The sequence below is a fragment of the Subdoligranulum sp. APC924/74 genome, from assembly GCF_003324125.1.
In the GTDB taxonomy this organism is placed as follows: Bacteria; Bacillota; Clostridia; order Oscillospirales; family Ruminococcaceae; genus Gemmiger; species Gemmiger qucibialis.
In genome coordinates this window covers 82,845-97,128 of the sequence record NZ_PSQF01000004.1, presented here as the reverse complement: position 1 = coordinate 97,128, position 14,284 = coordinate 82,845, and the positions used below count along the sequence as shown (strand labels likewise).

The 14,284-nt window shown below is 44.6% G+C and carries 13 protein-coding genes and 2 pseudogenes; 13 read left to right on the top strand and 2 right to left on the bottom strand.

Features of this window, described 5'->3' with window-relative positions; genetic code table 11:
* Positions 1–247 precede the first annotated feature (247 nt).
* On the bottom strand, positions 248–649 hold the full coding sequence (locus C4885_RS16620) for a hypothetical protein (protein ID WP_040013774.1): 402 nt from the start codon (positions 647–649) through the stop codon (positions 248–250).
* A 71-nt stretch (positions 650–720) separates the two neighbouring features.
* Here C4885_RS16620 and C4885_RS02965 point away from each other — a divergent pair, with 71 nt between their 5' ends.
* The 8 genes and pseudogenes from C4885_RS02965 to C4885_RS02925 all read left to right on the top strand — a co-directional run bounded on the left by C4885_RS02965 (position 721) and on the right by C4885_RS02925 (position 8,538).
* Entirely contained in the window at positions 721–1,665 is a 945-nt protein-coding gene (locus C4885_RS02965; protein WP_008979747.1) for a DUF6017 domain-containing protein, read from the top strand.
* Between the two features lie 36 nt (positions 1,666–1,701).
* Positions 1,702–2,175: a PcfB family protein gene (locus tag C4885_RS02960; protein WP_008979748.1), complete on the top strand. Its 474-nt coding sequence runs from the start codon at positions 1,702–1,704 to the stop codon at positions 2,173–2,175.
* A pseudogene (locus C4885_RS02955) lies at positions 2,172–2,912 on the top strand (type IV secretory system conjugative DNA transfer family protein); the annotation flags it as partial. The gene C4885_RS02960 and the pseudogene C4885_RS02955, both read left to right, overlap by 4 nt.
* 691 nt (positions 2,913–3,603) lie before the next feature.
* Positions 3,604–5,514: a group II intron reverse transcriptase/maturase gene (ltrA, locus tag C4885_RS02945; RefSeq protein ID WP_113998925.1), complete on the top strand. Its 1,911-nt coding sequence runs from the start codon at positions 3,604–3,606 to the stop codon at positions 5,512–5,514.
* A gap of 132 nt (positions 5,515–5,646) precedes the next feature.
* Positions 5,647–5,871: pseudogene (locus C4885_RS02940) on the top strand (type IV secretory system conjugative DNA transfer family protein); the annotation flags it as partial.
* 90 nt (positions 5,872–5,961) lie between these two features.
* Positions 5,962–7,842, top strand: a complete 1,881-nt coding sequence (locus C4885_RS02935; RefSeq protein ID WP_005933672.1) for a recombinase family protein — start codon at positions 5,962–5,964, stop codon at positions 7,840–7,842.
* 26 nt (positions 7,843–7,868) lie between these two features.
* Entirely contained in the window at positions 7,869–8,222 is a 354-nt protein-coding gene (locus C4885_RS02930) for a TnpV protein (protein ID WP_035394338.1), read from the top strand.
* 16 nt (positions 8,223–8,238) lie between these two features.
* Positions 8,239–8,538: a hypothetical protein gene (locus C4885_RS02925; RefSeq protein ID WP_112121890.1), complete on the top strand. Its 300-nt coding sequence runs from the start codon at positions 8,239–8,241 to the stop codon at positions 8,536–8,538.
* A gap of 27 nt (positions 8,539–8,565) precedes the next feature.
* Here C4885_RS02925 and C4885_RS02920 read toward each other — a convergent pair whose 3' ends face one another.
* Positions 8,566–8,934 (bottom strand): helix-turn-helix transcriptional regulator, encoded by a 369-nt coding sequence (locus tag C4885_RS02920; protein WP_055214719.1) that lies wholly within the window; start codon positions 8,932–8,934, stop codon positions 8,566–8,568.
* Positions 8,935–9,078: 144 nt separating this feature from the next.
* Between C4885_RS02920 and C4885_RS02915 the strand changes: the two genes are divergently transcribed.
* The 5 genes from C4885_RS02915 (at position 9,079) to C4885_RS02895 (ending at position 14,253) form a co-directional block, all read left to right on the top strand.
* Positions 9,079–9,282 carry a helix-turn-helix domain-containing protein gene (locus tag C4885_RS02915; RefSeq protein WP_055214721.1) on the top strand — a complete coding sequence of 68 codons (204 nt, stop codon included), beginning with the start codon at positions 9,079–9,081 and terminating at the stop codon, positions 9,280–9,282.
* On the top strand, positions 9,260–9,931 hold the full coding sequence (locus C4885_RS02910; protein WP_055214723.1) for a response regulator transcription factor: 672 nt from the start codon (positions 9,260–9,262) through the stop codon (positions 9,929–9,931). Before C4885_RS02915 ends, C4885_RS02910 begins: the two co-directional genes overlap by 23 nt.
* A gap of 1 nt (position 9,932) precedes the next feature.
* A complete protein-coding gene (locus C4885_RS02905) occupies positions 9,933–10,940 on the top strand; it encodes a sensor histidine kinase KdpD (protein WP_055214725.1) in 1,008 nt (335 codons plus the stop codon).
* A 116-nt stretch (positions 10,941–11,056) separates the two neighbouring features.
* Positions 11,057–11,737, top strand: a complete 681-nt coding sequence (locus C4885_RS02900) for an ABC transporter ATP-binding protein (protein ID WP_055214727.1) — start codon at positions 11,057–11,059, stop codon at positions 11,735–11,737.
* Positions 11,737–14,253: an ABC transporter permease gene (locus C4885_RS02895; RefSeq protein ID WP_055214729.1), complete on the top strand. Its 2,517-nt coding sequence runs from the start codon at positions 11,737–11,739 to the stop codon at positions 14,251–14,253. Before C4885_RS02900 ends, C4885_RS02895 begins: the two co-directional genes overlap by 1 nt.
* Positions 14,254–14,284 lie beyond the last annotated feature (31 nt).

The following is a 14,284-nucleotide window of genomic DNA, read 5'->3' as shown; positions in this document are numbered from 1 at the left end:
TTTTGGCAACGCAGATGCCGTGCCGCAGCTGCCGGAGCGGTGCTTAAGCCGCAAGGCGGGAATTGTGCGGTGTTGCCTTAGAGCATAAAACAAAAGAGAGGATATCACCGTGAAAATAGCCGAAGTTTCTGCCCGGCCCCCGCAGCTGGTCCAACTGCTCCGTCAATATATGCACAACACGGAAATTGCCGTAACCATGCGGCTTTCCACTATCTTAAAGACAATTAAACAGCCCCTATGATTACACCTAAAACGCCGTAGCAAGGTTGGACAAGCCTTGATATGGCGTTTTTAAGTGGGTAGGATATGCCGCCGCAGCTTCAAAGAAGTTGTGGCGTTTTTTTATGCCCGCAGGAAAGGAGGCGCAGCCGGAATGTATTTCACAAAGGGCAAGCAGCGGGCGTTTGAACTGCTCATGCAGCAGAAGCCGGGATTTGACCGCTATCAATCCGGTTGTGCCGGAGATGATGAAGATTGCGGCACTTGCCGTTTCTACCGCCCCGGGTGGAAATATGAGTTTTGCGTTTTCAAAGAGTGTCCCTATTGCCCCGGCAAGAGGACGCGGAAAACGCCCGCCAGCATGGACAAATAGACGGGCAAAAGCCCTTGTGCCATGCGGCTTTGCAGACGCGAAAACGGCAAAGGGCATATTGCAATACCAAAACCGCCGAAAACGGCTTTCTAATTGTCCACGCAGACCAAGAGAGGAAGTGAGGAAATATGGCAGTTTTCAGAGTGGAGCGAAATACGGGATATACCGTTATGAGCAACCACCACTTGCGCAACAAAGAATTGTCCTTAAAGGCAAAGGGCTTGTTGTCGCAAATGCTGTCTTTGCCGGAGGATTGGGATTATACCCTTGCGGGCTTATCCCATATCAACCGGGAGAAGATCGACGCAATCCGCGAAGCGGTAAAGGAACTCGAAAAAGCCGGATATATCGTGCGCAGCCGGGAGCGCGACGAAAAGGGACGCTTGCGGGGCGCGGATTACGTCATATACGAGCAGCCGCAGCCGCGAGAGCCGGAAGCAGCTACCAGCGGCGGACAGCCGCCTATATTGGATTTACCTACATTGGAAAATCCAACATTGGATAATCCAACGTTGGAAAAACCTACGCAGGAAAAACCTACGTTGGAAAATCCAACGCAATTAAATAAAGATATATCAAGTAAAGAACAATCAATTACGGATTTATCAAGTACCCATTCCTTTCCATTCCATTCCCTAAACCCCTTGCCCTTTGAGCAGGGCGAAGCGGCTACGCCGCCGGAAAGGAAAAGAACGGAAGCGAAAAGCAATAGCGCAGTAGAGATTTACAGGGAGATTATCAAGGACAATATCGAATACGACCATCTCATTCAAAACTGCAAAATTGACGCAGACCGCCTAAATGAGATAGTTGACCTTATGCTGGAAACCGTCTGCACAGCGCGAAAGACAATCCGTATTGCCGGGGACGACTACCCCGCCGAATTAGTGAAATCAAAGTTTTTGAAGCTGAACAGCAGCCATATTGAGTTTGTTTTGGATTGCATGAGGGAGAACACAACCAAAGTGCGCAATATCAAGCAGTATTTGAAAGCGGTACTGTTCAACGCGCCGAGTACCATTGACAGCTATTATACCGCCCTTGTCAATCACGACTTTTACGGCAGCAAATGAGCATAGCCGCAGTTTACCGGGAAAGGAGTTGATACCTTGCAGGAGGAAGTAACCCAAAAAACGATTGCCCTATCCGTCAATGTGGGAAAAGGCGCGGCAAGGCTTACCGAACAGGCGTTGCAAAAAGCAATCAAGAAGTTTTTGGAGCAGAAAAGCAAAGCCCCGCATGGGAAACAGACCATGCGGCAGCTTATGAAGCAAAATGCGGGTGTTTCCAACATCGAGATCACCGACAGCAATATCAAAGCCTTTGAGAGTACCGCGAAGAAGTACAACATAGATTTTTCGCTGAAAAAGGTTAAGGGCGAACAGACCCGTTACCTTGTGTTTTTCAAAGGCAGGGACGCGGACGTTATGATCGCAGCGTTTCAAGAGTTTTCCGCAAAGAAGCTGAACAGGGATAAAAAGCCCTCTATCCGCAAAGCCCTTGCCGCAGCAAAGGACAAGGCGAAGCAGCTTAACGCCGCCCGCGACAAGGTAAAGAAAATAGACAGGGGGCGCGAGATATGAAGCAGATAAACTACAAAAAGCTGATAATCCCGAATATCCCCTATGTGTTCTTTGTCTATCTCTTTGATAAAGTAGGACAGGCGACGCGGCTTGCCCCCGGCGCGGATATTTCCGAAAAGATACTCAATATCACACAGGGATTTTCCGAAGCGTTTTCAAATGCCTTGCCGAGCGTTCACCCGTTGGATTTGCTTATCGGCATTGTCGGCGCGGTGGTTATTCGTCTGATTGTCTATGTCAAAGGGAAAAACGCAAAGAAATACCGCAAGGGCGCAGAATACGGCAGCGCACGTTGGGGCAACGCCGAAGATATAAAGCCCTACATCGACCCGGATTTTCAGAACAACATCATTTTGACGCAGACCGAACGCCTTACCATGAACAGCCGCCCGAAGCAGCCGAAATATGCGAGAAATAAAAACGTCGTGGTGATCGGCGGCAGCGGCAGCGGCAAGACAAGGTTTTTCGTAAAGCCTAATTTAATGCAGCTTCATTCTTCCTACGTCTTGACCGACCCAAAAGGCACCGTCCTAATCGAGTGCGGAAAGCTGCTGCAACGGGCAGGCTACCGCATTAAGGTACTGAACACGATAAACTTTCGGAAAAGTATGCACTATAACCCCTTTGTCTATATCCGCAGCGAAAAGGACGTGTTAAAGGTTGTCAATACCCTTATTGTCAATACCAAAGGCGAGGGAGAAAAAAGCGCGGAAGATTTTTGGGTGAGTGCGACTCGTTCGCAGACGGTAAAAAGTCTGCGCACGAGCAACGGTTTTCCGTTGTTCGGAGAACTGGTAGTTTGATAGGTGGAATGACGGGGTAACGCCCTGAAACGCCTACCCTTGATGGGCGTGCATTAGCTGTAATGGCTGGTGTACGAAGCCCCATGACAAAGGCTGAGAGTAACCGTAACCACTGCCTAAAGTGGTCGAAAGCGGTCTGGAGGCAGACTGTGTTACCTATAAGCCGAGAGTCTATAAGATACCTATGGTTAGAATGTTCGCTTTGGCGGGCGGACTGACGAACCTGCGAATGTACAGGTCTAAAAGAAGACCACGCAGAAATGTGTGGGTGCGTTAATGCGCAGTCGGTGTGGTTTAGTAGAAATTGATCCTACGAACGACCATGCTGTGTTACAGGCACAGGCAAGCCGACAGGTCTATAGCAGGAACCTATGGGTATGTATGAACAGATAGAACTATCGGAACGAGGAAAGGCAGCAGATTCCGCAAGGAATAGTCTGACGAAAAACAATAAGCAGACGAACTGCTGCTGAAAAGTAGTGGTCGAACCTATGATGTGCTTGCGTTATGTGAGCTACGGAGGAATGGCCACAAGTCGGTTGAGATAAGCAGGCATTATTCAATCCAACATAAGGATTCGAGTAAGACCAAAAGGGTCACTTTCGCAAAAAGGAGGTGATGCCTTATGCCAAAGAAAAACAAAACTCTATGTGTAGATGACTTACGTCATGCCGAGTATTACGGTATGCAGCCAGTTTTTGATGAACTCTATCATCGAAGTTTGGAGGGAGAAAATTTTACCGACCTTATGGATTTAATTCTGAGCCGGGACAACATTCTTCTGGCATATCGGAACATCAAAGCAAACGGAGGAAGCTACACAGCAGGAACAGACAACAAAAACATCAGTGACATCGGGTGTTTACCGCCCGAAACAGTTGCAGAGAAAGTGAGGTTTATTGTCACAGGAAGTCAGCACGGATACCGCCCAAAGCCGGTAAGACGCAAAGACATTCCGAAACCAAACGGAAAAACCAGACCGTTAGGTATTCCCTGTATCTGGGACAGGCTGGTACAGCAATGTATCAAACAGGTCATAGAGCCAATCTGCGAAGCGAAATTCAGCGACAACAGTTACGGCTTTCGCCCGAACCGTTCCGTGGAACACGCCGTGCAGAAAACTTACACCATGCTTCAACGCATGAACCTGCATTATGTGATTGAGTTTGATATAAAAGGATTTTTCGACAACGTAAATCACAGCAAGCTAATGCGGCAAATATGGGCAATGGGAATACACGACAAACAGTTGATTTTTATTATCAAGCGGATTCTGAAAGCACCGATTAGAATGCCAGACGGCACTACACTCATTCCAGACAAAGGCACTCCGCAAGGCGGTATCATTTCACCGTTGCTTGCCAATATCGTGCTGAATGAACTGGACAAATGGGTTGAGAGCCAATGGCAGAACCACCCTCTTGTAAAGGAATACGGGTATGAGAGGAAAATCAGAAACTCGATTACTTTTGACCGGAGCAAGGCATTCCTCAAAATGAGGAAAACAGGGTTGAAAGAAATGTATATCGTGAGATATGCAGATGATTTCAGAATTTTCTGCCGGAATAAAGAGGACGCTTTGAGAACGAAAGAGGCTGTAACGGCATGGATAACCGAGAGGCTGAGGTTGGAGGTATCGCCAGAGAAAACAAGGATAGTCAATGTTAGAAAACGCTATTCAGAGTTTCTTGGGTTTAAGATACGAGTCAGACCGAAAAGCAGGAAGTACATCGTGCAATCTCATATCTGTGACAAAAAGTTGGAACTGGAAAGGCAAAAACTGGTGGAACAGGCGAAACGAATTGCCCGACCTCCAGAGGGAAAAAGACCTTTGGACGAAATACGGCTGTACAATTCAATGGTTCTGGGAATACAGAATTATTTTCAACTTGCCACCTGCATCAGCATTGATTGCAGGAAAATCCACAGACAGGTCATGACAGTTTTAACAAATCGGCTCAATACAGAAACCGGGTGCAGACTTGTTCGAGAGGGCGGCGCAATGACCGAGAGCGAAAAAGAACGGTTTGGAAAGTCGGCAATGATACGGTATGTATCTGGAATCGACCAACCTATCTACCCTATCGCATACATCAAGAACAAGATACCGATGGCAAAGAAAGCGGCGGTTTGCAGTTACACGGTAGAGGGACGGGCATTGATACACACGAACCTAAGTATGAACTCATCTGTTCTATCAGGTTTGAGGAATCAACCGTCTATGGGGCGAAGCACAGAACTTACTGACAGCAGGATTTCACTATTCTCGGCTCAACGTGGAAAATGTGCGCTAAGTGGGGAACTCTTTGAAAATGCGGCTGACATAGTATGCTGGCTGAAAACACCGGCAGAATTGGGCGGCAAGGAACGCTATCGAAATATGATTTTGTTCCATAATAGATTTCTTCCACTCCTGCAAGAGTGTCCTAAGAATGAGCTAAAAGAGATAGCCGACACGCTCAAGGCAACAAAGGAACTGATGTTAAAAGTGAACAGTCTGCGCCAGCAGGCTGGTTTGTCCGCAATAGAAAACTAACATTTCATTTGGTGATTGATTAAATGCTTGTGAAAACAACCGATGGAACGCCGGATGCGGTGAAAGTCGCACGTCCGGTGTGGAGTGGGGGAAAATCCGGCGATAACTTCAAAGGATTACCTATCACTATAAGCCGAGAGATTATTATATTGCGCGTTGATCGGCTACATTTGGTATGAAGCCCCCGCCGAGGAAATGAGCTTTACAACGCTGCTTGAACTTATCAATGCAAGCGAAGCACGCGAGGACGACGAGGAATACCAAAGCCCCGTTGATCTGCTCTTTGCCGATTTAGAAGAACGCAGCCCCGACCATTTCGCGGTGAAGCAATATAAAAAATACAAATTGGCGGCGGGTGATATATGCTCTAAGTGACTTCTTAATCATGATTTTGTCATGGTTAGTGAAGCAATCACTTAGAGCATTTTTGTTTCAGGAGGTACAGCCATGAGAAATGAAAAAATTACCCCACTGTACGAGCGCCTGAGCCGGGACGACGAGTTACAGGGCGAGAGCAATTCCATATCCAACCAAAAACAGATGTTAGAGGATTTTGCCCGCCGGAATGGGCTGCCAAACCCTACGCACTTTACAGATGATGGTATCTCAGGCACCCGTTTTGACCGCCCCGGATTTTTGGCGATGATGGAGGAAGTGGAGGCAGGGCGTGTAGAGGCAATCGTCATCAAGGACATGAGCCGGTTGGGGCGCGACTATCTGAAGGTCGGTCAGGTCATGGAGGTTTTGCGGCAACGCGGTGTTCGTCTGATCGCCATCAACGACGGTGTGGACAGTCTGAAAGGCGATGACGATTTTACCCCATTCCGCAACATCATGAATGAATTTTACGCCCGTGATACCAGCAGGAAAATCCGTTCTGTGTTTAAGGCAAAAGGTATGAGCGGCAAGCACCTGACCGGCACTGTGATTTACGGCTACTTATGGGACGAAAAACGGGAGCATTGGCTGGTAGATGAGGAAGCCGCCGAAGTGGTACGCCGTATCTTCTCCCTCACGCTGGAGGGATATGGGCCTTATCAGATTGCCTGCAAATTATCCGCAGATCGGATTGAAATTCCCGTCGTACACCTTGCCCGCTTCAACGAGGGTGTGAACCGTTCAAAGCCGGTCAAAGACCCCTATGGATGGGGATCATCTACCATCGTGAACATTTTGAAAAAACGAGAGTATTTGGGGCACACCATCAATTTCAAGACCCGCAAGCACTTTAAGGACAAGAAAAGCCACTATGTTTCTGAGGACGAGTGGACGATCTTTGAGAATACCCATGAAGCCATTATCGACCAGCAGACCTTTGATCTGGTGCAGAAAATCCGCAGCAATGTACGGCGTTATCCAAACGGCTGGGGCGAAGCAGCTCCCCTCACAGGCTTACTCTATTGTGCCGATTGTGGCGGCAAGATGTATGTCCACCGCACCAACAATGGCAAGCGGATTTCTCAATATACCTGTTCCAATTATACCAAAGTTCCGTGTGGGACACTATGCCTTACACAACACCGTATCAATGAGAGTGCTGTTCTGACATTGGTTTCCGACACACTCCGGGCTATCGCTGAATATTCGAGAAATGACCGGACGGAATTTATTCACACTGTTCAGGAGACGCAGGTTGCTCAACAGAGTGCCGATATATCGAAAAAGCGCAGGCATCTGGCTACTGCCCAAAAGAGAGCCGGAGAACTGGAAAAACTGATTTGCAAAATCTATGAGGATAACGCCCTCGGCAAGCTGCCGGATACACGATATAAGGCGCTTGATGCACAGTATGCCAAAGAGCAGGACGCACTTGAGATTGAAATTGCGGAGTTGGAAAAGGCTGTTACCGGCTATGAGCAGAGCCAGAAATCAGCAGAGAAATTTATAGCCCTGATTGATAAGTACGAGAATTTTGACACGCTGACAAATACCATGCTCAACGAGTTTGTAGAGAAAATCCTTGTCCATGAACGCTCCCGAAAAGGCAGTCAGGATACCACGCAGGAAATTGAAATCTACTTTAATTTTTTAGGACGCTATATTCCACCATCCTTACAGCCGGTTCCTTTAACCCCAGAGGAACAGGAAGAATTGCGGAAAAGAGAAGAACGCAAGGACAGGCTCCATCAGAACTATTTGAAGCGGAAAGCCAGCGGCGCACAGAAACGGTATGAGGACAAAATCAAGGCGAAGAAAAAAGCGGAAATGGACGCTAAGAAAGCCCTGATCCGGGCTGAGGATATGAAAAAAGGTGTTTTTTCTACTATCGGGCAGCTACCAAAAGAAGAACCGCGCAAAGGCAGCATAGCAGCCAGCGCAGCAGTCTAATCATCACGGAGCAAAGGAGCATGAATATGAGTAAGTTGACTTACATTCGTTGTGGAGATTATGATATACCCAACCTAAAACTTTCTGAACAGCCGGAAACTTCTATCGGCAAGTACGGCAGGATGCGAAAGTCCTACCTGAAGGAACACCGTCCTATTCTCTACAACCAACTGCTGATGAGCGAGAAACTGTATCCGCACCTGTTAGAGATTGATTGGACAGCGCAGGAGCGCGTGGACACCATGTTGCCTCACATGATGGAGGCTGCGGGTGTCACTGAGGAACTGAAAGCCTGTGATCCTATGCGCTGGGTAGGACTGATGAACACATTAACGGCACAGATTGAGGAAATTTTAATCAGGGAACTGATTTGCAGTTGAATGGGAGGTGTGGGAAATGCTGACCTTTGAAAAGGTTCTGGAAGTGTTTCAGGCATATCTGGATGATGATCCTCTGTATGAGGTGGTGCAGACCAGCCACGGTTATACATTGATGGCATGGGAACCTCACCGGAATGACTGGTACAGCGCCGAAATACAGAAAACTCCGGAGGATTTGCGAAACGCCTTGCTGGATACATACGCCAACTTTCTGGAAGATAAGATTACCGGAAATGACCGCGATCTGACTGTGACAGAAACCGGAGAAATCCAGCAGAGGTGCCGGGAACTTTTGGAAAAGTGCCGGGAAACTTGATATAGAAACGCCAGAAGGAGGCCGCGATTATGCGTCCTCCTTCTGCTTCGCAGTCTGTTCCATTTTGAGCGCCCCGTCTATGGCACCTTCGATAATCGGCAGGTATTCTTCAGGGCAAAGCTTCAGCTTATGGCTGACCCGCTGCCGCTGTGCGCTTTCTTCCCGCATGATCTCCGGGTTAAAATATCGCTCTACGGGAAGTCCGCAGACCTTAATCAACTGGATCATCACAGGCAGGCTCGGAATCGCACCTTGATTCTCAATGTTGGCAAGATACCGCCATTCAATCCCAACCATTTCTGCCAATGTTTTTCGTGCCAGACGCTTTGCCTCTCGTGCGGCTTTGACATCCGCACCGAAGGTTTCAAAACCGGGACAATCTTCAACTTTCGCCATATAACATCACCCGGTTACATTGTATAATTCATACTTTGCCCGCGGAATGTTGCTATATGAAGGTTAGTTGAAGTTTATAATTCATATTCTATTTGTTGCATTGTTCGAGAAAGAGAACTATAATGTACTCTGTGGAGGTGCAGAATGGATTATATGACACTAAAAGAGGCCGCCGAAAAATGGGGCGTGACCCCACGATGGATAAACTATTACTGCACTGCGGGTCGCATCCCCGGTGCTGTAAAAATGGCGACGATTTGGCTGATTCCGAAAACTGCGGAAAAGCCGATTGATGGTCGGACAAAAAGAAGAAAGGGAGATAAGCATGAAAAAAATACTGCTGGTTGAAGATGACCCCAATATAGTGTCCTCCCTTACTTTATTTATGAAAAATGAAGGCTATCTGGTTGACAGTGCAAATGGACAACAAACTGCTTTACAGAAAATAGCTCAGGAACAATACGACATTATCCTTTTAGATATTTCGTTGAATGATGGAAATGGTTTTAGCACTTGCTCAGCAATTAAGAGCCAAAAAGACATTCCCATTATCTTTCTGACCGCAGATGATGATGAATTTAGTGTTGTTAGCGGTCTGGAATTGGGTGCAGATGATTATATTTGCAAGCCGTTCCGCCCAAGAGAATTATTGGCAAGAATCAACACTGTGTTGCGCAGAAAAAATGGAAAAAGTGAATTTCTGTCTTGTAAAGATATTACAGTTGATGTTCAAAAGGCGGTTGTCCGAAAAGGAAATACAGAGCTATTCCTTTCGGCATTAGAATACCGTTTGCTGTTGGTGTTTTTGCAGAATCCGGGTGTTGTATTTTCAAGGAAAAAACTACTTGAAATGATTTGGGATGTTACAGGTGATTTTATTAGTGACAACACATTGACTGTCTATATGAAAAGATTGCGAGATAAAATTGAAACAAATCCACAAGAGCCGGAAATTCTTTTGACTGTTCGCGGGCTTGGGTATAAGGCTGGTGAATAACATGGATTTTTTACGAAACAAGGAAGTTCGATTGCAAATAATGCTCTGTATTGGTGTGACGGTGATTGGGAGTGTTTTAAGCTATTTCTTTTGCATGAAGTTCTATTGGGTTACATTTTTAACTGGCTGCGCCATCACCGCTATTTCCCTTATATTCACATATCGCCGCTATATGAAGATTTCTTCTTTAAGTCAGGATATTGATAGACTATTACATGGTGAAGAAAGTATTCGTTTTGACGATTATGGTGAGGGAGAGTTAGCTGTTCTGGAAAATGAGATTTCAAAAATGACATTACGGCTTTTAGTGCAATCGGGACAGCTGCAAAAAGATAAAAAATATTTAGCGGATTCTTTGGCGGATATTTCCCACCAATTAAAGACACCGCTGACTTCTCTTGAAATATTGAATGCTGCGCTTTCACAAGAAGGTATTGATTTCGAACAGCAATCTTCACTATTGCATGAACAGTTATTACTGTTGTCACGTATGGAATGGCTGATTGACGTTTTATTAAAGCTGTCGCGTCTTGATGCAGGGACAATCAAATTCGAAAATAAGTCCTTTCCTGTGGAAAAATTAGTCCAGCAGGCAACAGCGCCATTTGATATCATGCTGGATATTAAAAATATTAAAATGGATATTTCAGATATAGAGGAAATTCAACTATACGGGGATATCAAGTGGCTTGCAGAAGCTTTGTCTAATGTTGTAAAAAATTGTATTGAATCTACTCCCGATGGAGGACAAGTAAAAATCAGCGCTGAAGAAAATGCCATGTATGTGAAATTGTGTGTTATCGATAGCGGAACAGGCATAGCGGAGGAAGATATTCCACACTTATTTGAGCGTTTCTATCGAGGTAAGAACTCCGGCAAAAACGGGGCAGGGATTGGCTTGGCCTTAGCAAAAGCAATTATCACGCAGCAGAACGGAAGGATTATCGCTGAAAACATAATGCCATGTGGGGCAAAATTTACAATTTTCTTTGACAGAGGGGTTGCATAATGCAATCCCTTTTTTGCAAAGTGACATTTTTGTAATGAAAGCGTAATAATAGAGTTATTTAAATTTGCTATGATTTCATCATTGTACGGAATTACTTTCAGCAGGAGGAAACAACAATGGAAATATTAAGAGTTGAAAATGTTTGCAAAACATACCACACAGGTGAAACCACAGTGAATGCCTTGACCGATATTTCATTTTCAGTGCAAAAAGGAGAATTTGTTGCAATAATTGGCGCATCTGGCTCTGGTAAATCCACTTTGCTCCATATTCTCGGCGGTATTGATCGTCCCACATCAGGCGAAGTAATTGTAGATGGTCAAAGTGTGTATGAACAAACGGAAGATCAACTTGCCGTGTTTCGCAGACGCCAAGTAGGACTGATTTACCAGTTCTATAACTTGATTCCGGTCTTGAATGTAGAGGAAAATATTACCCTGCCTATTAGGCTGGATGGGCGAAAAATAAATAAGAAGCGTTTAGCAGAATTGTTAGAGGTACTTGGCTTAACAAAGCGTAGAAAGCATTTGCCAAGTCAGCTTTCAGGTGGGCAGCAACAACGTGTGTCCATTGGTCGTGCGCTTATTAACGCTCCTGCAATTCTCTTAGCTGATGAACCTACGGGAAACCTGGATACACAAAACACACAAGAAATCATGCAACTTTTGAAAGCTTCTAATAAATCCTATCATCAAACGATTGTCCTGATTACCCATGACCGGGAAATCGCTTTACAAGCAGATCGGATTTTGGAAATACAGGATGGTCAGCTTGTCAGGGATGAGGTGATTCGCTGATGGAAACAATATTTACCCTTACATTAAGGACACTGCAACAAAACAAAAAGCGTGCATTTCTTACGATTTTCACGATCATTCTTTCGGTAGGTATGATGACTGCTGTCTTGTGTGGCGGCTGGTCCATGCTTCGCTTTTTGCAAGAGAAAGAAGCCGTATACGGTGGAGATTATGCGTATCGTATTGAACTCACCTCGCAGCAGCAAGCGGAAACTCTTATGCAAGGAAAGAATATAGAGAATGTGTCGTTGCTACGTTTCGCTGGAAGTAGTTTTTACGGAGAACCATCTAATAAAAATTTGCTTGCCATTGCAGAAATCAACGATGCATTTGTCGAAAATTTTTATCTGGAACAATATTTACTGGAAGGCCGTTACCCGTTCAATGAAAATGAAATTGTCTTAACGCAAGATTTTATTGACGATAATGGGCTTACATTCTCTGTTGGGGATACGATACAACTTTTACTTGGTACGCGAGTGTGGGACGAAATCGACACAGAGTTATATGGATTAGTAAATTATCTGGGTGATAGGGAAAGTTTTCATCCAGATACTGCGGAGCGGACATATACCATTGTTGGTATTGTATCTGAAATGAATGGGTCTAAAGTAGCCAGTGACTTTAACGCTTATATCGGAATTAGCAATAATGAAACTAATTTATCGGCATTTGTAAAGTGCAAGGATATTTCTAAGTCTATATACGCCGAAGCGGAAGAAAATGCAAAAGCAGTTGGTGGTATTGTGTCAGCATTCCATTCTGATTTGCTCATTTATCATGGTGTGACTGCGGGTAAGGGAGCTGTAAAGATGATTGCGGCTGTTGCTGTAGTTATTCTATTGCTAATGGCTGCTTGCTCTGCCATGATTAGCAATGTCCTTTCGATTTCTCTGCAGGAACGTATTAAGCAGCTTGGTATGCTTGCGAGTATCGGTGCAACAAGTAAACAGAAGAAAGCCAGCGTTACCATAGAAGCCTTTCTACTTGGCATAATTGGTATTCCATTGGGCCTGTTATTTGGTTTGGGTTTAACGGTTGTTGTTCTGGCAATGATACGGATTTCCTTTAAAGACACTTTTACTTTTGGAATGATTGAGCTAAAAACATATATTTATTGGCTCCCTTTTCTCCTGGGAGCAATTTCAGGTATTGGTTCTTTGTTTTTTGCTTGTAAAACTCCGGGAAAAATCGCTTCAAAAGTTACAGTAATCGATACATTGAAGCAAACCAACATTTATCAAGTAAAGCAAAAATGGATAACACATGGAAAACTAATGTCAATATTTTTTGGAATCTACGGATCGTTGGCTTCAAAAAATATCCATCGGAATCCGAAACGCTTTCGTGCGATAACGCTTTCTATTTTTTTAGCTGTGGTTCTTGGGTTATCCTTGTATAGTTTTTCGGATTTTATGCTTTTTCAAACATCTATGGATATGAAAGAAGATGGTTCAAGTTATACAGATGTTCAAGCTGCTGTTCCGTATAAAGATTTAGCAACTGCTGCGAAAGCAATTTCTGATGAGGGTATTTCAGCAGACATATCCTATCGTATTTCCCGATACATGACAGCTGCATTTGAGGAAGAAAATATCAATTCAGATATGGCGGGATACTTTATAAATGGCAACTTTGCAGAATTATATGTTGTGGGTATTGATGAAGAACATTTTCGCGCTATTTGTAAAGAAAATGATTTGAATTATACAGGATATGATGGCAAGCCAAATCACGGAATACTATTCAATCATGCAACTGGGAATTATGGTACGTCTCCAAATCGTGTTGTAGTTGGTTCTCCGTTTGTGCTTGAAAATGGGTGTAAAATCGAACTGGAATACGGCGACGATACAAATAAAACGGTCATTGTTCAAGATATTGTGAATGGAAATAATGCGAGTATTCAATCACAATTTGTTCAAGATAGAGCTGTCTTGATTGTTCCAATGTCTTTTTTTCAGTGGCTGCTGAATGATGATACCGCTATTGAACTTACCATTAACACAGCACAGCACGAAGAAGTTGCGGAGTGTTTAGCGGATACGGGATTTTTTCAAGTGGTTGATGTGGCAAGTACAACGGAAAATTCCCGCCAGACATATATGCTTCTCAAAATGATGGTTTGCATCTTCACGGTCTTAATGACAATGATTATTGGACTAAATGTATGCAATACGATTTCAAATACCATAGATGTCCGTAGAAGTGAGTTTGCAGTATTGCGATCTGTTGGCATGACATCTGGTGATTTAAAGAAAATGTTACTTTTGGAATCTGTATTATATGGCATGAAGTCGCTGATATTTGCAATACCGATCAGCTTAATCATTCATTATGTCATGTATTCCATGATTTCGAAAGGAATGACCCCATTTGTGTTTTATATCAATTGGGGAGCATACGGAATCGCTGTTATTATGGTTGCACTTGTAGTAGTAACGGCAATGCTGTTTTCTTTGCGAAGTATTGAAAAGGTTGAAATTGTGAAAGAATTGAAAACTGGGAGCATGTAGTTCAAGACAATCGGGAATTAGGCACATCTCG

Bases quoted from the DNA above. Each gene is read 5' to 3' on its own strand.
- C4885_RS16620 (WP_040013774.1), bottom strand. From the start codon at position 649: ATGCCCTTTGCCGTTTTCGCGTCTGCAAAGCCGCATGGCACAAGGGCT.
- C4885_RS02965 (WP_008979747.1), top strand. From the start codon at position 721: ATGGCAGTTTTCAGAGTGGAGCGAAATACGGGATATACCGTTATGAGC.
- ltrA (WP_113998925.1), top strand. From the start codon at position 3,604: ATGCCAAAGAAAAACAAAACTCTATGTGTAGATGACTTACGTCATGCC.
- C4885_RS02935 (WP_005933672.1), top strand. From the start codon at position 5,962: ATGAGAAATGAAAAAATTACCCCACTGTACGAGCGCCTGAGCCGGGAC.
- C4885_RS02930 (WP_035394338.1), top strand. From the start codon at position 7,869: ATGAGTAAGTTGACTTACATTCGTTGTGGAGATTATGATATACCCAAC.
- C4885_RS02925 (WP_112121890.1), top strand. From the start codon at position 8,239: ATGCTGACCTTTGAAAAGGTTCTGGAAGTGTTTCAGGCATATCTGGAT.
- C4885_RS02920 (WP_055214719.1), bottom strand. From the start codon at position 8,934: ATGGCGAAAGTTGAAGATTGTCCCGGTTTTGAAACCTTCGGTGCGGAT.
- C4885_RS02915 (WP_055214721.1), top strand. From the start codon at position 9,079: ATGGATTATATGACACTAAAAGAGGCCGCCGAAAAATGGGGCGTGACC.
- C4885_RS02910 (WP_055214723.1), top strand. From the start codon at position 9,260: ATGAAAAAAATACTGCTGGTTGAAGATGACCCCAATATAGTGTCCTCC.
- C4885_RS02905 (WP_055214725.1), top strand. From the start codon at position 9,933: ATGGATTTTTTACGAAACAAGGAAGTTCGATTGCAAATAATGCTCTGT.
- C4885_RS02900 (WP_055214727.1), top strand. From the start codon at position 11,057: ATGGAAATATTAAGAGTTGAAAATGTTTGCAAAACATACCACACAGGT.
- C4885_RS02895 (WP_055214729.1), top strand. From the start codon at position 11,737: ATGGAAACAATATTTACCCTTACATTAAGGACACTGCAACAAAACAAA.